This is a genomic window from Tannerella serpentiformis (assembly GCF_003033925.1).
Lineage (GTDB): Bacteria > Bacteroidota > Bacteroidia > Bacteroidales > Tannerellaceae > Tannerella > Tannerella serpentiformis.
This window is the reverse complement of the sequence record NZ_CP028365.1, coordinates 769696-787680: the sequence shown is the minus strand read 5'-3', so window position 1 is coordinate 787680 and position 17985 is coordinate 769696. Positions and strand designations below refer to the sequence as shown.

Genomic DNA, 17985 nt, shown 5'->3' with positions numbered 1-17985 from the left:
CAAGGAGGATATAAGTGGGAGGCTGTCTCTACGCCTCTTTGTTACAGCTAACAATGTCATCTTAATCTGAAAAGACGATGGAACAATACGAATTAGATGAATTGGACGAGAAGATTCTGAGCATGATGGTCAAAGACGCTCGGAAGCCGTTTCTTGAGGTGGCGCGGGAGTGCAATGTATCCGGGGCGGCTATCCATCAGCGGATTCAGAAGTTGATTCATGCTGGAGTCGTGAAAGGCTCCGAATTCATCATTGATAATAGCAAGATCGGGTTCAAGACGTGTGCTTACATGGGGCTTTTTCTCCAGAGTTCGGATCAATACGCATCGATCACGGAGGCATTGAAGCAGATCCCGGAGATTGTGGAGTGTCACCATACGACTGGGAAATACGACCTCTTTGTAAAGATCTACGCCAGAGATAATGAGCATCTGCTTAGCATCATCCATAAGAAGCTATTGCCATTAGGATTGGCGCGGACGGAGACGCTGATCTCTTTCAAAGAAGGATTCCGTAGGAGACTGCCGATCGATATCGGTAAGTTGGAAAAGGCGGATGAAGAATAGTTGCAGTGTAGACTTTCGGGCTGTGTCGTTGGGCCGTTTGATTGAAGTTGCATGGTTACTGCTCCTATCGCTGACGAGTTGCAGCGGAGGCGTCAACAAGAGCTACATTTAGGATTGGCGCGGACGGAGACGCTGATCTCTTTCAAGGAAGGATTCCGTAGGCGACTGCCAATCGATATTGGCAAGTTGGAAAAGGCGGATGAAAAATAGTTGCAGTGTAGACTTTTGGGCTGTGGCGCTGGGCCGTTTGATTGGAGTTGCATGGTTGCTGCTCCTATCGCTGACGAGTTGCAGCGGGAGCCGTCGACAAGAGCTACAATGCGAATCGTATCAAACAGAAAAGTACATTATGAAGACAGAAAAGTACATTATGAAGAGATTGTTTTTGTGCTCATCTTTTGCAGATGTGGCGGACTTATTACCTGAATTGGTGGGAAAGGAACGGGGGACGGTGACTTTTATCCCGACTGCGGCGCTCCATGAGGAGTATAATCTGTATGTGGCAGAAGGACGGGCGGCGCTCGAGCGATTGGGCTACACGGTGGAGGAGTTGGAGATTACGCAGGCGACGGCCGAAGTGATCGAGCAGACTTTGGAGAGAAATGACTGCATTTACGTCAGCGGTGGTAACCTGTTTTTCCTCATGCAGGAACTTAGGCGGAAGGGTGCTGATCGGGCGATTGTCCGTCGGGTGAAGGCTGGGGCGCTGTACATTGGAGAGTCGGCGGGGAGCATGATTGCTGCGCCGAACATTGCCTATGCACAAGTAATGGACGCTGTTGCAACGGCCTACACGCCTGACTTTCGAGATTTTGATGCGCTTGGACTGGTCGATTTCTATACGGTGCCCCATTACGGTTGTGAGCCATTTGAGGAGTCTGCCGAGGAGACCGTGCGGACATATAGCCACCTCCCTCTGCGCCCAATCACGAATACACAGGCGATCTGTGTAGAGGGCGACCGAACGCGGATTGTCTCGATAGGCAGCACTCCGGTTAGCGGAGGGGAGTAGACTCAGCGCTAACGAATGAAAAAGAAATGGATGTGACAACTTATTGCAGGTGCACTTTTACCTTTGCGGCGATTTATCACTACAAATAGGACATTAGTATGAACGAGAAATGGTTTCGCATCCTGGCTATAGCAGCCACCTGTGCTTCGATCCTGATGTATGTATCGTACATCTCGCAAATCCAAATGAATCTGTCCGGGCAGAAGGGAACTCCCGTTCAGCCTCTGTGCGCAGCATTCAACTGTATGCTTTGGACCACTTACGGGTTGTTTAAGAAGCCATCGAAAGATTGGCCGATCATCCTGGCCAATATCCCCGGTATCATCTTGGGGATAATCACCTTCGCCACCAGCTTCTAAGATCCGGCAAGTAACGGCGGACCACCGATCCCGAAGCGGGCTCTTTGGGAGAAATGAAAACCGCGCGACGGGCCTACTACTCGCCGCGCGGTGTGTTTTTAGCCCCGTTTTCATAGGGAAAGAGGGCGCGGAGTTTTTCAATGTTGCTCGGGCGTTACTAGGCGCCCATGGCTTTCGTTATATCATCGGCTTCAGTGTCTCTGCCCCTCTTTCTTCTCCATATAATCCCCCCAACATTAAAGAACAAGACGTATGACAAATCCGATTTTTGAAAGTATGGATCAGGATAAGCTGCGCCGAATGATCGCGATTCGCGAGGCTTATAATAGCAAGCAACTGACCATAGACGAGGCGCGTGAGCGCGTGAGAAAAGAAGTGGGCGAGGTATCGCCCGAAGAATTTGCCGCGGCCGAGCAGTTGGTCAAGGACGAGACTCCGGACGAATGCCGCGACGAGGACACGCAAGAGATCGTTCACATCTACGAGGGCCTGATTAAGGAGCCGCGGAAGGAGTTGCCTTTCGGTCACCCAATTGATGCCTACCGGCGCGAGGCTGACCGTATGAAGGAGCTGATGAAGCAGGGCGAGGAGCTGGCTGCAAAGCCCTTCGACGAGGCGGCATGGACAGCGTTGATGAAAGACGTATTGAAATACAAAGTGCACTTCCACCGCAAGCAAAACCAGCTCTACTCCGCCCTGGAACGCAAGGGATTCACGCGGCCTTCGACCACGATGTGGACCTACGACGACTACGTGCGTGACGAGATGAACAAGGCCCGCGACCTGCTCCAACTGGGGCGCACGGAAGATTTCCTCCAGGCCTTCAAAACGATGTCAGAAGATGTGCTCGACCTCATCGGCAAGGAGGAATTGATCCTTTACCCGACGTCGCTCAAGCTGATTTCCGACGCGGAGTTTGAGGAGATGAAGCACGGCGATCGCGAGATCGGTTTCTTCCTGATCGACATGCCGGGCGACGCGCCGAAGGCTGCAACTGCATCGACTAACGCACCCGCGGGTGGAGACTTTATGAACGATTTGGCCGCGCTGCTCGGCAAGTACGGGATGGGTGCGAAGGCCACCGACGACGACGACCGTGTGCTCGACGTGGCCGAGGGCAAGCTGACGCTGGAGCAGATCAACCTGCTGTTCCGCCACCTGCCTGTCGACATCTCGTACGTGGACGAAAACGAGCTGGTCAAGTTCTACACCGACACGCCCCACCGCGTCTTCCCGCGCAGCAAGGGCGTCATCGGCCGCGAGGTGCGCAACTGTCACCCGCCCAAAAGTGTGCACATCGTGGAGGAGATCATCGAGAAGTTCCGCACCGGTGAGCAGAGTCGTTCCGAGTTCTGGATCAACAAGCCGGGCCTCTTCATTTACATCGTCTACGTGGCCGTCCGCGACGCCAACGGGCGCTTCCGCGGCGTGATGGAGATGATGCAAAACTGCACGCACATTCGTGAGCTGGAGGGCTCTCGCACCCTCCTCACGTGGGATGACGAGCAGAAAAGCGAGCAAGAGCAACCCGCAGCCAAGCCGGGAGAGACGCCCGCGTCGCCCGAGGCGATCACCAAAGACACGAAGCTCAAGGCGCTCGTGACGCGTTTCCCGAAGCTGATTGACGACCTACCCACCATCAATGAGAAGTTCGCCATGCTCAAGACGCCCATCGCCAAGGTGATGCTCCCCATCGCCACCGTAGGCATGATGAGCGAGCGATCGGGCATGCCGCTCGACGAGCTGATCACGAAGCTCGAGGCGCTGATTGGGACGTATCAAATGAAGCACTAAGCGCCGACGGTCCCCGAGGCAAGATGCGCCGGGTACATGCTGTGTGGTGAGGCTCTCTCACCCGGCGTGTGCCCGGCGCTTCATCTTTTCGTGGCGTTTGCGGAACTTCCGCAAGCGTCAAAACGGGAAAAATGGTCCTTGCGGAACTTCCGCAAGCATCAAAATGGAGAAAATGGCGTTTGCGGGACTTCCGCAAGCATCAAAATGGAGAAAATGGCCCTTGCGGAACTTCCGCAAGCGTCAAAACGGGAAAAATGGTCCTTGCGGAACTTCCGCAAGCATCAAAATGGAGAAAATGGCCCTTGCGGAACTCCCGCAAGCGTCAAAACGGGAAAAATGGCCCTTGCGGAACTTCCGCAAGCGTCAAAATGGAGAAAATGGCCCTTGCGGAACTTCCGCAAGCATCAAAATGGGGAAAATGGCCCTTGCGGGACTTCCGCAAGCATCAAAATGGAGAAAATGGTGTTTGCGGGACTTCCGCAAGCATCAAAATGGAGGAAATGTCCCTTGCGGGACTCCCGCAAACACCAAAAAGTTCTCCGCGGCCACTTGCGGGACTCCCGCAAGCATTTCCAAAAGTGATTCGCCTCCTTTTGGTGTTCGATTTTTGGCCATAGTATGGGGATGCATAAAAAAACAGGGCATACGATGTCGAATCGCAAGCCCTGCTGTGTCTATCAGCGAAAAACCAACGCACCGGAGGAGCGGTGCGCGGTCTTCATGTCATCTATTCCACGATCTCAACCATCGGCGCACCCACCTGAACGGAGTCACCTGCCTTGACGAGGATGCGGCGAACGGTGCCGGCAAAGTCGGCCGTGATGTCGTTCTCCATCTTCATGGATTCGAGCACCAGCAGCTTGTCGCCCTTGTTCACCTTCGAGCCCTCCTTGACCGTCACCTCGATGACACTACCAGGCATGGGGCATTCTACCATGCGGCCCTTGCCGGCGTCAGCGGCCTTGGGCGCGGGAGATGCTGCGGCGGCTGCCTCGTCTACGATCTCAACCATCGGTGCACCCACCTGAACAGAGTCGCCTGCCTTCACGAGGATGCGACGAACCGTACCGGAGAAGTCGGCCGTGATGTCGTTCTCCATCTTCATGGATTCGAGGATCAGCAGCGTATCGCCCTTCTTCACCTTGGCGCCCACTTTCACGTTCACCTCGATGACATTACCCGGCATGGGGCATTCTACCATGCGGCCCTTCACGGAGTCGTCCACTGCGGCCGTAGCCTCTTCCTGCGCCGTTTCCTTACCGCCGCAAGCGCAAGCGCCAGAAGCCTTCTGCGTCTCGTTGTACTCGGCTTCGCGTTTCTTGCGCAGGAAGCCAGTGGCTACGTTCGGGAAGAGCTCCAGCAGCAGCATGTCCTTCTCGTCCTTGGCCAAACGTACACCGCCAAATTCCTCAAGCACGGGGTTATCCGGTGTCTTGTGGGTGGTCGTGTCGTACGGTGTCTCAACAGGCGAACCTGTGATCTGCTCGCGGAACTTAGGATCAACCGGAACCGGCGTCTTACCATATTCACCCTTCACCAAGTTCACGAACTGGCTCGAGGTGTTGGCGTACTTATCCAGCCCTTTCTTCAAGCTCAGCGCGCAAGACACGGCCTGTGCACCTACGATCTGGCTGGTCGGTGTTACGAGCGGTGGCAGACCGGCGTCGAGGCGTACGCTCGGGATGAGCTTCATCGAATCTTCGAGCAGATCCATCGCGTTGAATTGCTTCAACTGAGCCACCATGTTGCTGTACATACCGCCGGGGATCTCAGCATTCTTCACCAGCTCGTTCGGCTTCGGGAAGTTGAAGTAAGCCTCGATGGTGTGGCAAGCATCCAGCAGCGCGGCTTCGTCTTCCTTGCGGACAGCCTCGATTGCCTTGTCGAACAGGGCATCGATCTCAGCCGGCAGCGTGTCGGTCAGCGGGTTGAACGGATTCGGGAACAGCTTCGATGCGTCGTAAGCCTCGAGCTCCTTGCGGATCTCTTTCAGCTCCTTGCTGATCTTGGCCACGGCCTCCATGTTCACGTCGAGCTCCACACCGAGTTTCTTGCAGAAGATGTAGATCAACTCAATAGCGGGAGCACCCGTACCACCGGCGAAGTACCAGATGTTCGTGTCCACGATGTCGGCACCGCACATGATAGCCGTCAGGACGGAAGCCAGACCGAAGCCCGGCGTACAGTGCGTATGGAAGTCCACGGGCACATTGAGGTGCTTCTTGAAGAGCGGTATCAGCTTGGCTACGCGTGAGGGCGGGATGAGTCCGCTCATGTCCTTGATGGTGATCATGTCAGCACCCAGTGCCAACATTTCCTGTGCCTTGTTCAGGAAATAAGCGTCGGTGAAGACCGGCTCGCGATCGTCATCATACTTCGGATCCACGGTGTAGCATACGGCGCAGTCGGCCATACCGCCATACTTCTTAATGCTCTTCACGCTCGACTTCACGTTGTTCACGTCGTTCAGGGCATCGAAGATGCGCATGATGTCCAGGCCGGATTTTACGGCGTTACGGAAGAAACCGTCGATGATCTCGTCGGGATACGGAGCATAACCATAGAGGTTACGGCCACGGGAGAGGGCGGTTAGCTTGGAGACATCGCCTACAGAGGCCTTGATTTTCTCCAGTCTGTCCCAAGGGTTCTCGCCAAGGTAGCGCATCACGGAGTCGGGCACAGCGCCGCCCCATACTTCCATTGCGTAGAAGTTGGCGTCCTTGTAATAGGGTAAAACACGATCAACCTGCGATTGATTCATACGCGTTGCAAACGAAGACTGCTGTCCGTCTCTCAATGTGAGATCTCTGATCAAAAGTTTCTGTGTCATGATTAAATCTGTTTCTTATGAGATGAATTTTTAATTGGATAAAATCGATTCCTTTTCTTCCACGTGGATCTCCGGATACGACGTCAATGAGCCATAGGCGCCGGCGGAGTGGCCGCAAAGAAAAGGCTTTTCGAAGAGACCCCACCTGAATTACGGAAATATTTCCGCAATTCGGGCAGGGCTCACTCTTTCATTGGATTCTGGGCATTAAGCTCGTGAAAGTCATGCAGCAAAATAGACCATCAAGCCAGCTAGGACGATGTATCCGATGGCGTAAGGCAAGGCGCTTCGGAGGATCTCACCGTCACGTCCAGGCATGTTGCAAGAGGCCGTGGCGATGGCAATACTTTGCGGCGAGATGATCTTACCACCGGTGGCACCGGCCGTATTGGCACCCACCAACCAGTTCGGGTCGGCGTAGTTCAACTTGGCAGCCACATTGGCTTGGAGCTTTCCGAAGAGGATGTTCGACGAGGTATCGCTACCCGTAACGAACGTACCAATTGCACCGATCAGCGGAACGAAGAGCGGATAATAAGCTCCCGTTGCATTGGCCAAGGCCTCGGCGATTACGAGGATCATACCGGCGTAGTTCATTACCGACGCAATGGAGACAAGGCTCATGATCGTGATCACCGTCTTCCCGAGGTTCTTCACCGTACGCGCCAACACGACGATCAGTTTCTGAGCGGACACACCCTGTACCAGTCCACCGAGGAACGTGCCGAGGAAGAGCATCAGACCGGCGTTGGAGATCCAGCCAAACTTGAAGGCTTTGCCCTCAGCATAAATCGGCAAGTGTACACTGCTGACCAAGTGCGTGCGGAGGAACTCGTTGACGGGCTTTACCAGCGGGCCACTGAAGATGATGAAGAAGAGGATGAAGCCGTACACACTCCAAGCGCGGAGGGTCTGTGCCATCGTGAACGTCTCTTTCGGTGCTACGTCTTCAGTATCCTTTTCGCCAAAGAGGCGTGCGTAGAGGATGATCGCTAAGATGGCGGCCACACTACCGAGGATAGCCGGCGTTTCTGCTCCGAGATAGCGTGCGCAGAGGTACTGCACGACGAGCGAGATACCACCGATCCAAAGGGAGAGTAGGATGTGCTTCACGATCTTCTTCGGCGAGCTGTCCGTCAGTGTGAGGATAATGAACGGGATGATCAGCATGAGCGGCGAGAGCTGGATGACCACCTTGGATGCGATGTCGCAGATGGCATCCGGCGTGGCTGCACCAGAAGGAGCCACCTCGTTAGCCAACGTGATGACAGGCACACCCACGGCACCAAAGCCCGTCGGCACGCTGTTCGCGATCAACGACACCAAAGCACTGAAGCCGGGCTTGAAGCCGAGGCCGATCAGAATAGCGGCAGGAATCGCTACGGCTGTACCGAACCCGGCCATGCCTTCAAGCAAGCCACCGAAGCCCCAAACAAGGAGCAACACGATGATGCCACGGTCGTTCGTCAGAGAGGTAAATTGCTTCTTGATCACTTCGATCTCGCCACTTTCGAGCAACGTGTTGTAGCTGTAGATGGCCATCAAAATGATGATCAGAATGGGGAAGGTGGCCTTCAGTAGACCCTCGATGAAGGCCCAAAAGACACCGAACTGCGTGTAACCCTCGGGAGCGAATCCGAGTGCAGGCGCTGCGAACACAGCAACGAGCAACGTGGCCACAAGGGTGATAAAGGCGCTCTTGTGTCCGGCCATTTTGATGCCGAGCATGAGCACGAACAAGAGCAAAATCGGGAGAATAGAAAGAAATACGTTCATGGCAGGAATGCTATTTATAGAGTTAGAATATCATTTCGATACATGTTACACAAGCAAGACGACTACTCGCTTCGGGCCATGCGCACCTTTGACGAGCGACTGCTCGATGTCCGCTGTCTTTGACGGGCCGGACATGAAGCCGCGAAACTCGCCCGGATGAGCCTCTGGTACGCGGGCATAAGCATCGTGCATGGTGTCTACCAACTGATCCTTGGGGAGGAGGAAGACAAGCGCCTCGGAGATAAAGTAGATGGCGCGCTGCAGGTATTCCTGCTCGTAGTAGACGGCGGCGTTCTCGCATACGCCAAAGATGCCGTGACAGACAACGAGATCCGTGCCGTTCAATTCGGATGGTGTCTCGATCGTGTCCGGGTTATAGGTGGCACAAGTCACCTCGGGAAAATTGCAGGCGATGCGTTTGGCTTCGGGGAAGAGGCGACGGATAGCGTCGTCCACACTTTCACCCTTGCCCAACTCTTCGGCACTGCCGCCTACTCCGGCGGAGATCTCTATAAACTGCTTGATCTTATCCGGATAGACGGTGTGAGGGATCTTGATTTCAGGGCGGGGAAAGTGCTCCTTGATGTTATCCCTCAGGCTGTTCAATATAAATTCTTTGCTGCTCATACTTGGTTCTTATTTAGCGTTCTTCTCCTTTTGATTCTTCTTCCACCAAGCCTCAAATGATTGCTTGGCAAACTTGGGCAGCTCGCGCTCTTTACCCCAATCGTTCAGCCCATTGTAGAGCATAAAGCGCGGCATGGAGTTGACCATCGGTGCCATCTTAAGTGCAGAGTGGAACAGCTTTGGGCGATCCATGAGGTACTTGATGCCTTGACACATCACTTTCTTCTTCGGATCTGCCTTGCCGAAGCCGTCCAGCTTCTGGCGCCAGATATAGATCTGCTCACCGAGGTCGACCATAGCGGGGCAGACGAACGAGCAGGAAAGACAGAGTGAGCACGCCGAGACGTTGCCACTGTGCTTCTGCGGATCGTTGAGCATACCGAGGTTGATGCCGATCGGACCGGGGATGAAGTAAGAATAGGAGTAGCCACCACTGCGACGATAGACGGGGCAGGTATTCATGCAGGCACCACAGCGGATGCAGTTCATCACCTTACGATGCTCAGGCATACCGAGGATTTTGCTGCGCCCGTTGTCTACGATGATAAAATGCTGCTCGCCACCTTGGTGCGGACGACCGAAGTGTGACGTATAGGTTGTGATCGGTTGGCCGGTAGCCGAACGGGCCAATAGACGCGTAAAGACGCCCAGCGAGCGCAAGTCGGGAATGATCTTATCGATACCGAAGGCCGTAATGTTCACCTTCTGGCACGACATACCCATATCGGCGTTACCCTCATTGGTGCAAACTACGACCTCACCGGTAGCGGCAATAGCGAAGTTGCCACCCGTCATGCCGGCCCCTGAATTAAGGAAGTCTTGACGCAGGGCACGACGAGCCTGGTGGGTGAGATACGTCGGGTCGGAATTGCCCTTTTCGCTACCCAACTTCTCCTCGAAAAGCTCACCCACAGCTTGGCGCTTAATATGGATGGCGGGCATAACGATGTGGCTGGGGTGGAGGTGCATTAATTGCAGGATGCGTTCGCCGAGGTCACTTTCGATCACGTCGTAACCCTTCTCAATGAGGTAAGGATTGAGTTTACACTCTTCGGAGAGCATGGATTTACTCTTGACCAGCTTCTTCACGCCGTGATCGCTGAGGATACCTTCGATGATGTGACGATACTCCTCGTCGTCTTTGGCAAAGTGCACGTGGCAACCGTTCGCTGTGGCGTTTTTTTCGAACTGCTCGATGAGCTCAGGCAGGTGCGAATTGCTGTAGAGCTTGATGTCGCGGGCGGTGTGGCGCAGGTCTTCCCATTCGGGGATGGCGTGCGAGAGGAGGTCGCGTTTGTGGCGAACCATGTAAAGCGTTTGGTCGTGCCAAACGGCATTCTCTTTATTGGCTAAGAAGGCTTTTGCAGCCTTGGCATGTGCGCTCATAACTGTGCAGATAGGATTTCGAGGTAGTGAATGGTTTGGATGGGGTAATGTTCGCGTTCGATGACGCCATTCATATGCATCAAGCAGGAGCTGTCGGCTCCGGTAATGTATTCGGCTCCGGTGGACATGTGATCCTTCACTTTGTCACGGCCCATGCAGGCGGATACTTCAGACTCCTCAACGGCGAATAAGCCGCCGAAACCGCAGCATTCGTCGACGCGCTTAGGCTCTACGACCGTGATACCGGGTACACGCTCAAGCAGCGAGCGGATCTTGTTGAAGTAGGGCACTGTCAGCTCAGAGGGAGAAGAGAGGCCTAACTCGCGCACACCGTGGCAGCTGTTGTGAATGCTGACCTTGTGAGGGAATTTGGAGGGAAACTTCTCGGGCTTGATCACGTCGTGCAGGAACTCGGTGATGTCGTAGATGTGTTTCGCTGCGGTGCACTCGCCCTTCTTGGCTTCGGCCAGAAGACGCGGGTGATTCTCTTTGACGAAGGCTACACAGCTGGCTGAGGGGCCGACGATGTAGTCGTACTTTTTGAATAGATCCTCGAAGCGTTCGGCCAGATAGACAGACCCGGTTTCAAAGCCGCCATTGGCCATTGGCTGGCCGCAGCAGGTCTGTCCCACGGGATAGTCGACATCCATTCCTAAGCTGACGAGCAACTTGTAACAGGCTATACCTACGTGCGGATAGACCGCATTGATATAGCACGGAATAAATAATCCGATTTTCATAACCACATAAGTTTAGTGTCAAATAACAATTGAATATTCTCGCTTTAATAGGTTCGATAGAGGGGAGAGAGTCAGCGAATAGTCGGGGGGGAAGGGGGGAGGGAGTAAGGCAAGGGCTATCATCGCCCGCCCCTCCCGACTATCCTCTTTGACTCTCTGATTCGTTCATATTACAGTTTATACATCAGCTCGAAGCGCACCCAGTTGAAGTTGTCGGCACCCTTGAAATAGTAGTTGCCGGGGTTAAAGTGCTCAAAGTGCAGGTGGCCCGACCAGTGCGGATTGATCTGGTAGGAGATGCGGGCGTAGTAGAGGTCGCCGCGCGTCTTGCCTCCGCCAGAGGTGAAGGCGGATCCGGGGTGCAGCTGCATGGCCATGAGGTGCATGTAGTTGGCATTAAGGTGCACGTTGGGGGCGAGGGTGGCCTTGAATCCGGCGTTGATGGAGCCGATGTTAGACCAGTAGCTGATCTTGCCCGTCTCTGCGCCCAGGGTGTAGACGTAGCTTTCGCCCCAGGGTGTCCAGCGGTTCCACATCGGGTCGAAGCCTTCGACGGTGGGAGTCGAGGGGTCGTCGCCACTGAGATAGATGCCGCCGATGGAGAGCTGATCGAGGACGTAGAGATAGCGCCCGATGTTGTACTCCAACCGGGAGTAGCCGCCCCAGGAGCGCCGATCGTTGTTGCCCACCTTACCGAACTGATAGGCGAACTCACTGATGAAGTGGAAGTCGTTGCCCGGTAAAGCCACATTGGCGCGAGCACCTACGACGTGCGTCTCGGCATCGGGGGCGGTAGCGTTCTTGAAGTAATTCTTGTAGAAATAGTAGGCCGAGAGGTCTACGGGGTTCAGGTGTCCCTTGTAGTAAAGGGCGGCACCGTTGTTGGTTTGCTCCTCGAGGGGCTGATAGTGGTCGCCCTCGTTGAAGACGGGCAGGAGCTTGTCGCGATGGGGGTTGTAGACGAAGACGGCGGAGAGGTTGTTGTTCTCGTTGAAGCGGAAGGTGGCCTTAGCGGCGTTGAAATAGTCTGACCGGGAGCCTACGAGGGGGTTACCGTCTACCATGACAAAGCCTTCGTCAAACATGATATTCTGTCGTCCCACGCGGAGGTCGATCGGCAGGTCGGCGATGTCTTTCCAATCCACATAGAGTTGATTAAAGAAGATCTCGTTGAAGGCCGTCTTAGCTGTCGGGGGGGTGAGGTAGATACGGGCCTCATTGCCCAGCTCGGCTCTAAACTCGAAGTGTTTGCTGGGGTTGTAGTAGGCGCCGAGATAGGTGCGCCACCGGGTGAAGGTGGTTACGGGCGCATTGTGATCCAGCGTGGCGGCTTCACCGACGGAGGTCATTCGTGCGCGTTCGGAGAAAGTGATGCGGAAGGGCTTCTGCTCCGGCTCTTCCGTTTGTGCTGTGGTCGTACTGTACAGACCCAGCAGGATACCCAGGGTAAGGATAAACTTCTTCATTTTCTTTCGGTTTTCAGGTTGGTGGATGCTGTTTCTCTTTTTGATTCGGTAAACCGTGGGAGCGATTCGGCTGCACAAGTTTGGGGGGTGTGGGATGTGTTTCCGTGGGCCGGGTGTACACCTATTATAATAGGTACGCGATGAGCTGCGGCGGGAGCGGACACCGAGTTGCATCGTGTACACCTATTAAGGATAGGTAAGGTGCACCAGCCGGCGAAAAGGCGTCCGACATGGTGGTTTGGATGCGGTTGTGAATTGTGTAGACCGAATAACATTCCCTTCGATTTTGCCCCCAAAATTAGCGTTCCTTGAATCTAATGCAAGCATGAGGTGAAAAAAATGCACCCTCACCCCGCATTTTCTCACAGATCGTAAGTGCGAAACAGGTGGCTGAGGGGCTCATAGTCAACCTCCATAGCCCTCAAAAGCATCGAGGTAGGGGGGCACGGGCGACACCTTCGGGCGACTGTAAAAAGGGCATCCCACATCGGTTTGGGGATGCCCTTCGAATGCTTCATGCGAGGATTCGCTGGTGGCCTCACTCGCGGCTACGGCCGCTGGCGAAGTGGACCGGGTGCGCTATTCCTCCGGCAGGTGGATGTCCGGCCCGCCGCCCTCTTCGGGCTTCTTGGGATCGGGCTTTTTGGGGCCCTCCTCCGGGAGCTTGATGTCCGGCTTATCGTCGGGCTTCGGCTTGTCGGGTTTCGGATCCTTGGGGTCCTTCGGCTGCTTGGGATCCTTGGGTTGCTTCGGGTCTTTCGGCTTCGGATCCTTGGGCTGCTTGGCGACACGCTTCTGAGCGGCTTCTTCGCGCTGCGAGGTGCGGAACTTGACCACGGTACGGTTCATCTCTGCGACCAACTCCTCGAGCATCGTCCGATCCTCGTCGCTGGTGGCGTTGAGGTAGGCCGACTGGATGTACTGGCAGATCACCTCATAGGCAGCGTCCGTCAGCGGTCGGATCTCCTTGGAGCTCGGGCCTTTGGTGACGGCCGTCGTGTGTTCACGTTGCGCGCTGAGGGATTCATACTCGTCGTTCAGCGTCTTGAGGCTGGCGAACTCTGAGGTGAGTCCGAGGGTGGTGATGTCGGCCGCGATGGGCACGATGTCCTTCAGCATGCCATCAATATGCAGCGTCTCCTCGTCGAACGACTCCGTGCGTATGTCTTTATACGTACCGAGGGCCGCCCAAATGCGGTGGGCTGCCGCGGAGGTCGCATCGACGGGCGAGCGCAGCTCGTTGCGCACCTTGCCGAAGATGTAGATCAAAAGCTGGTCACGCTTTTCGTCTTTCTCCAGCATCAGGGCCGTGTTGGCCGACATGGTGGACTGCTTGTTGGCCTCCACCTCGGCGTCCGAGCGAGCGTCATACTCCTCCAGCAATCCTGCGGGGAACTTGAGTTTCGTTTTGTCCACAGCCTTGATGATGTCGTATATCCGGCGGTGAAACTTAGCGTGGCGGGGGGCACTGAAGTGCGATCCATTTCCGCTGATTCTAACGATCTTAGGCAAAGCCTTAAATTCCTTTTTCATGTGGTTTGATCTTAATTTAATGAGTGTATTGTGTGATAAAACATTGAGTTTACTTGTTGCATATCGCCGGCGACACTGTCGCCAGCATGACCATAGGCCATGATAGCCCCGGCGACACTGTCGCCGGCATTACCATAGACCATGATAGCCTCGGCGACACTGTCGCCAGCATTACCACAGACCATGATAGCCCCGGCGACACTGTCGCCGGCATTACCACAGACCATGATAGCCCCGGCGACACTGTCGCCGGCATTACCACAGGCCATGATAGCCCCGGCGACACTGTCGCCGGCATTACCATAGACCATGATAGCCTCGGCGACACTGTCGCCGGCGGCCACTTTTTACACGACTGCGGGTTCGGCCACGGAGCGCTTCTTGCGCGGCGACACGTGTCGCACGGCTCGCTCGGGCGCATGATGGCGGACCACCTCTGCCTCGGGCGAGAGCTTGAAGAGCCGCTCATCTTCGCAAAACAGCGGCGCATCGTCGCCATAGACGTCATTCATCCGGTCTTCGAAATCCATCATCTCGTTGATGAGCGTATCGTTGCCCGAAATCAGACATTTGGGTGAGTAGGAAACGAGGTATACGCTTCGCTTTTCGCTGTATTCAAACCGGATCGTCAGCCAGGTGTAGCGGCTGACCAAGTCCTCGGCATATTGCCGCAGGATCCGTTCTACTTCAAGATCTTTCATAGGTCACCAAAATACGTTTTGAGTTTAGTAATCAATTCCTCCGCCAGGCGTTTGCAGGCCAGGCTCTCTTCCAGTGTGAACTGCCGCGAGCGGTAATCGGCATCGATCCGGTCGCCCTTCAATTCACGCACATCGCGAGCAAAATCTTTCGCCGTATCCAGATTGGCCAAACGGCCGATTCGCCGCCTGATCTCCTTGATAATAAAGTCGTGCGACCCCATCCGGTACTCCTTCGCTTTCACCGTCTGCTCCTCGTAGGAGAGCGGCTCCATGTCGGTGTGCGCCAGCTCGTACTTCATGTATTGGAACACGGCGTAATAGACATGGTGTATGCTGGCCGTGTAATAGCCTTCTTCCGCTTTGTCGATCAGCGCCTCGGCGGCTTTTATGTTATGGATGGCTTTCGTCTTCATCTGCTCCTGTTGCCTTTCGTGTGGGCGCAAAGATAGCCGCGGCCCCGTTTTTCGTTTTTCATTTTTCGATTTTCCCTCCTCAGGCCCCTACTTTTGCCGCCGCTTCTAACAAACGAACGTAACATGAACTTGAAATTGATGACTAAATGGATCATCCCCGCGACCGTCGGCCTACTCCTGGCCACCGCTTGCGGACGAAAGGTCGAGCCGGCGACGCAGGGCGAAGCGGCGGCTCCCACCGGGGCGACGGCTACGGCGCCCGACTTCGACGCCGACAGTGCTCTGGCTTACGTAGCCCGACAGGTGGACTTTGGGCCACGCGTGCCTGGCACGGAGGCGCATCGTGCCTGCGCCACCTATCTGGCCGACGAGCTGCGGCGCCACGGCGCTACCGTCACCGTGCAGGAGGCGGAGGTCACCACCTACGACGGCCGTCGCCTCACGGCCAAGAACATCATCGGCGCACTGGCCCCCGATCGCACACGGCGCATCCTGCTTTGCGCGCACTGGGACTCGCGCCCCTTCGCCGACCGTGACCCGGACGCGGGTCGCCAGCGCACACCCATCGACGGGGCCGACGACGGGGCCAGCGGCGTGGGCGTCTTACTGGAGATCGCTCGCCAGCTCAACGTCTCGGGACTACCTGCGGACGTGGGCATAGACATCGTCTTCTTCGACGCCGAGGATGGCGGTACACCGGCCTTCGATCCCGCCTCGAACGACCCGCAGAGTGAGACCACCTGGTGCCTCGGCTCGCAACATTGGGCGCGCTACCCGCACACGGCGGGCTATACGGCCGAATACGGCATCCTGCTCGACATGGTCGGCTCGCGCGACGCCGTCTTCTACCGCGAGCAGACCTCCGACCGCTACGCCGCAGCCTACGTCGACCGCGTCTGGTCGGCCGCCCGCGACCTCGGCTTCGGACGCTACTTCGTCAACGCCCCCGGTGGCAACCTGGTCGACGACCACGTCTACGTCATCCGCGGCCTGCGCATCCCCTGCCTCGACATCGTCAACTACGCCCCCGACCGCTCCACAGGCTTCGGCGCATATTGGCACACGGGCAACGACACGATGGACAACATCGACCGCGCCACACTCCGCGCCGTCGGCCAAACCGTCCTCTACGTCATCAAAGGATCGTAGAAAGTCCTATCCCATAACAACCCTTTGACTACCCTCTAACAACCCTTTGACTACCCCCTAACTACCCTTTGACTACCCCCTAACTACTCATAACTACCCTTTGACTACCCCCTAACTACCCATACCCCCCTATATGAATACGATAAACGAACTGCAAGACGAGGTGATCGAGGAGTTCTCCACCTTCACCGATTGGATGGATAAATACGCGTTGCTGATCGAAATGGGCAACGCGCTGGAGCCGCTCGAGGAGCGCTTCAAGACGTCGGACAACCTCATCGAGGGCTGCCAAAGTCGCGTCTGGCTGACGGCCGACTTGGGCACCGACGGTCGGATCACGTTTCGCGGCGATAGCGATGCGGTGATCGTCAAAGGCATCGTGTCGCTACTGATCCGTGTGCTTTCGGGCCACACCCCGTCGGAGATCACGGCCTCCGATCTCTACTTCATCGACCGCATCGGCCTCAAAGAGCACCTCTCCCCGACGCGCTCCAACGGCCTCGTCTCCATGCTCAAGCAGATGAAGATGTACGCCGTAGCCTTCCAAGCGAAAGGGGAATAGCCAACGCCCCTTCCACCCTCGGGCTATACGTAAATCCTTGCAGAGGACACTCCCACCTCGGGAGACCTTTGCAAGGATTTTTTTCGTGGGGCTATGGATCACTCCCCAAACACAATCTCCCCCTGCGTCGCTTCGGGCAACAGCGCGAAAGAGCGTCGGTGGTGCGGTGTGACGCCGAACCGACGGATCGCGTCACGGTGAGCGGCCGTGGGGTAGCCCTTGTTTTTCGCCCAACCATAGGCGGGATAATCCGCATCAAGCGCCGCCATCATCTCGTCGCGATGTGTCTTAGCCAGCACCGACGCAGCCGCAATACTCATCATCCGCGCATCGCCATGCACGATTGTCGCGTACGGAATCCCTTCCGGACACGGCGCAAAACGGTTCCCGTCGATGAGCAAGAAGTCCGGCCGCAGACAGAGTCCAGCCACGGCGCGATGCATGGCCAAGATCGATGCCCGCAGGATGTTCATCTGATCGATCTCCTCCGCCGTCGCCACCCCGATAGCCCACGCCACGGCCTCACGTTCGATGACCGTTCGCAAACGTTCGCGAGCACGCTCTGTGAGCTGCTTGCTGTCATTCAGCTCCTCATTCTGAAAGTCCGGCGGCAACACAACGGCGGCCGCAAACACAGGTCCGGCCAGACATCCACGGCCTGCTTCATCGCAGCCCGCTTCCGTCCGGCCGGGTTCCAAAAACGGTTGGAGCATCGGCGCTCCCTCCTTTACTCCACGATCACGGCTGTGCCTGAAGCCGTCACCATGAGCATGCTACTGCCGATCGTCTCGTAGTCCAGATCGATGCCCACCACGGCGTTCGCTCCCATCGACTGCGCGTGGTGCGACATCTCGTTCAGTGCCGTGTCCTTGGCCTTGCGCAGCACCGCCTCGTAGGCGTTCGAACGTCCGCCAACAAAGTCGGTGATGCTGGCAAAAAAGTCCCGAAACACGTTGGCGCCGATGATGGCTTCGCCACTGACGACGCCATAGTAATGCGTAATCTTTTTCCCCTCCAGTGAGGGGGTTGTCGTAAGAATCATAGGGGTTTAATGAGTGGTTAAAGGGTGAA

Annotated in this window: 19 protein-coding genes; 7 read left to right on the top strand and 12 right to left on the bottom strand. The window is 56.0% G+C overall.

Annotation, left to right across the window (positions count from 1 at the left end):
• Nucleotides 1-77: 77 nt before the first annotated feature.
• The 5 genes from C7123_RS03255 to C7123_RS03230 all read left to right on the top strand — a co-directional run bounded on the left by C7123_RS03255 (nt 78) and on the right by C7123_RS03230 (nt 4348).
• Entirely contained in the window at nt 78-566 is a 489-nt protein-coding gene (locus C7123_RS03255; protein WP_069175759.1) for an Lrp/AsnC family transcriptional regulator, read from the top strand.
• Between the two features lie 349 nt (nt 567-915).
• The gene (locus C7123_RS03245; RefSeq protein ID WP_237269268.1) at nt 916-1578 is read left to right on the top strand and encodes a peptidase E; all 663 of its coding nucleotides are present in this window, start codon (nt 916-918) and stop codon (nt 1576-1578) included.
• A 98-nt stretch (nt 1579-1676) separates the two neighbouring features.
• Nucleotides 1677-1937, top strand: coding sequence for a SemiSWEET family transporter (locus C7123_RS03240; protein ID WP_037998246.1), 261 nt, complete (start codon nt 1677-1679; stop codon nt 1935-1937).
• A 252-nt stretch (nt 1938-2189) separates the two neighbouring features.
• Entirely contained in the window at nt 2190-3731 is a 1542-nt protein-coding gene (locus C7123_RS03235; RefSeq protein ID WP_069175758.1) for a PAS domain-containing protein, read from the top strand.
• Between the two features lie 131 nt (nt 3732-3862).
• Nucleotides 3863-4348, top strand: a complete 486-nt coding sequence (locus C7123_RS03230; RefSeq protein ID WP_159049819.1) for a hypothetical protein — start codon at nt 3863-3865, stop codon at nt 4346-4348.
• 110 nt (nt 4349-4458) lie between these two features.
• Here the strand turns inward: C7123_RS03230 and C7123_RS03225 are convergent, their stop codons facing one another.
• The 10 genes from C7123_RS03225 to C7123_RS03180 all read right to left on the bottom strand — a co-directional run bounded on the left by C7123_RS03225 (nt 4459) and on the right by C7123_RS03180 (nt 15203).
• The gene (locus C7123_RS03225; protein WP_394365929.1) at nt 4459-6561 is read right to left on the bottom strand and encodes a biotin/lipoyl-containing protein; all 2103 of its coding nucleotides are present in this window, start codon (nt 6559-6561) and stop codon (nt 4459-4461) included.
• Nucleotides 6562-6783: 222 nt separating this feature from the next.
• Nucleotides 6784-8337: an L-lactate permease gene (locus C7123_RS03220; RefSeq protein WP_037984119.1), complete on the bottom strand. Its 1554-nt coding sequence runs from the start codon at nt 8335-8337 to the stop codon at nt 6784-6786.
• 45 nt (nt 8338-8382) lie between these two features.
• On the bottom strand, nt 8383-8964 hold the full coding sequence (locus tag C7123_RS03215; protein WP_069175756.1) for a LutC/YkgG family protein: 582 nt from the start codon (nt 8962-8964) through the stop codon (nt 8383-8385).
• 9 nt (nt 8965-8973) lie between these two features.
• The gene (locus tag C7123_RS03210; RefSeq protein WP_037995693.1) at nt 8974-10350 is read right to left on the bottom strand and encodes a lactate utilization protein B; all 1377 of its coding nucleotides are present in this window, start codon (nt 10348-10350) and stop codon (nt 8974-8976) included.
• Nucleotides 10347-11090 carry a (Fe-S)-binding protein gene (locus C7123_RS03205; RefSeq protein WP_037985991.1) on the bottom strand — a complete coding sequence of 248 codons (744 nt, stop codon included), beginning with the start codon at nt 11088-11090 and terminating at the stop codon, nt 10347-10349. The genes C7123_RS03210 and C7123_RS03205 overlap by 4 nt, the downstream gene beginning before the upstream one ends.
• 170 nt (nt 11091-11260) lie before the next feature.
• Entirely contained in the window at nt 11261-12556 is a 1296-nt protein-coding gene (locus C7123_RS03200; RefSeq protein WP_159049818.1) for an alginate export family protein, read from the bottom strand.
• Between the two features lie 579 nt (nt 12557-13135).
• Nucleotides 13136-14089, bottom strand: a complete 954-nt coding sequence (locus C7123_RS03195) for a DUF6261 family protein (protein WP_069175754.1) — start codon at nt 14087-14089, stop codon at nt 13136-13138.
• 11 nt (nt 14090-14100) lie between these two features.
• Nucleotides 14101-14433, bottom strand: coding sequence for a hypothetical protein (locus tag C7123_RS03190; protein ID WP_069175753.1), 333 nt, complete (start codon nt 14431-14433; stop codon nt 14101-14103).
• A gap of 3 nt (nt 14434-14436) precedes the next feature.
• On the bottom strand, nt 14437-14790 hold the full coding sequence (locus C7123_RS03185; RefSeq protein ID WP_069175752.1) for a hypothetical protein: 354 nt from the start codon (nt 14788-14790) through the stop codon (nt 14437-14439).
• The gene (locus C7123_RS03180; protein ID WP_069175751.1) at nt 14787-15203 is read right to left on the bottom strand and encodes a HEPN domain-containing protein; all 417 of its coding nucleotides are present in this window, start codon (nt 15201-15203) and stop codon (nt 14787-14789) included. The genes C7123_RS03185 and C7123_RS03180 overlap by 4 nt, the downstream gene beginning before the upstream one ends.
• A gap of 129 nt (nt 15204-15332) precedes the next feature.
• Between C7123_RS03180 and C7123_RS03175 the strand changes: the two genes are divergently transcribed.
• Both C7123_RS03175 and C7123_RS03170 read left to right on the top strand, forming a co-directional pair.
• Nucleotides 15333-16352 (top strand): M28 family peptidase, encoded by a 1020-nt coding sequence (locus tag C7123_RS03175; protein WP_394365933.1) that lies wholly within the window; start codon nt 15333-15335, stop codon nt 16350-16352.
• A gap of 133 nt (nt 16353-16485) precedes the next feature.
• Nucleotides 16486-16914 (top strand): SufE family protein, encoded by a 429-nt coding sequence (locus C7123_RS03170; protein WP_037998646.1) that lies wholly within the window; start codon nt 16486-16488, stop codon nt 16912-16914.
• Between the two features lie 98 nt (nt 16915-17012).
• Here C7123_RS03170 and C7123_RS03165 read toward each other — a convergent pair whose 3' ends face one another.
• Both C7123_RS03165 and C7123_RS03160 read right to left on the bottom strand, forming a co-directional pair.
• Nucleotides 17013-17627: a ribonuclease HII gene (locus C7123_RS03165; RefSeq protein WP_069175750.1), complete on the bottom strand. Its 615-nt coding sequence runs from the start codon at nt 17625-17627 to the stop codon at nt 17013-17015.
• Between the two features lie 14 nt (nt 17628-17641).
• Nucleotides 17642-17956: a heavy metal-binding domain-containing protein gene (locus C7123_RS03160; protein ID WP_037995024.1), complete on the bottom strand. Its 315-nt coding sequence runs from the start codon at nt 17954-17956 to the stop codon at nt 17642-17644.
• Nucleotides 17957-17985 lie beyond the last annotated feature (29 nt).

Bases quoted from the DNA above. Each gene is read 5' to 3' on its own strand.
- C7123_RS03255 (WP_069175759.1), top strand. From the start codon at position 78: ATGGAACAATACGAATTAGATGAATTGGACGAGAAGATTCTGAGCATG.
- C7123_RS03245 (WP_237269268.1), top strand. From the start codon at position 916: ATGAAGACAGAAAAGTACATTATGAAGAGATTGTTTTTGTGCTCATCT.
- C7123_RS03240 (WP_037998246.1), top strand. From the start codon at position 1,677: ATGAACGAGAAATGGTTTCGCATCCTGGCTATAGCAGCCACCTGTGCT.
- C7123_RS03235 (WP_069175758.1), top strand. From the start codon at position 2,190: ATGACAAATCCGATTTTTGAAAGTATGGATCAGGATAAGCTGCGCCGA.
- C7123_RS03230 (WP_159049819.1), top strand. From the start codon at position 3,863: ATGGTCCTTGCGGAACTTCCGCAAGCATCAAAATGGAGAAAATGGCGT.
- C7123_RS03225 (WP_394365929.1), bottom strand. From the start codon at position 6,561: ATGACACAGAAACTTTTGATCAGAGATCTCACATTGAGAGACGGACAG.
- C7123_RS03220 (WP_037984119.1), bottom strand. From the start codon at position 8,337: ATGAACGTATTTCTTTCTATTCTCCCGATTTTGCTCTTGTTCGTGCTC.
- C7123_RS03215 (WP_069175756.1), bottom strand. From the start codon at position 8,964: ATGAGCAGCAAAGAATTTATATTGAACAGCCTGAGGGATAACATCAAG.
- C7123_RS03210 (WP_037995693.1), bottom strand. From the start codon at position 10,350: ATGAGCGCACATGCCAAGGCTGCAAAAGCCTTCTTAGCCAATAAAGAG.
- C7123_RS03205 (WP_037985991.1), bottom strand. From the start codon at position 11,090: ATGAAAATCGGATTATTTATTCCGTGCTATATCAATGCGGTCTATCCG.
- C7123_RS03200 (WP_159049818.1), bottom strand. From the start codon at position 12,556: ATGAAGAAGTTTATCCTTACCCTGGGTATCCTGCTGGGTCTGTACAGT.
- C7123_RS03195 (WP_069175754.1), bottom strand. From the start codon at position 14,089: ATGAAAAAGGAATTTAAGGCTTTGCCTAAGATCGTTAGAATCAGCGGA.
- C7123_RS03185 (WP_069175752.1), bottom strand. From the start codon at position 14,790: ATGAAAGATCTTGAAGTAGAACGGATCCTGCGGCAATATGCCGAGGAC.
- C7123_RS03180 (WP_069175751.1), bottom strand. From the start codon at position 15,203: ATGAAGACGAAAGCCATCCATAACATAAAAGCCGCCGAGGCGCTGATC.
- C7123_RS03170 (WP_037998646.1), top strand. From the start codon at position 16,486: ATGAATACGATAAACGAACTGCAAGACGAGGTGATCGAGGAGTTCTCC.
- C7123_RS03165 (WP_069175750.1), bottom strand. From the start codon at position 17,627: ATGCTCCAACCGTTTTTGGAACCCGGCCGGACGGAAGCGGGCTGCGAT.
- C7123_RS03160 (WP_037995024.1), bottom strand. From the start codon at position 17,956: ATGATTCTTACGACAACCCCCTCACTGGAGGGGAAAAAGATTACGCAT.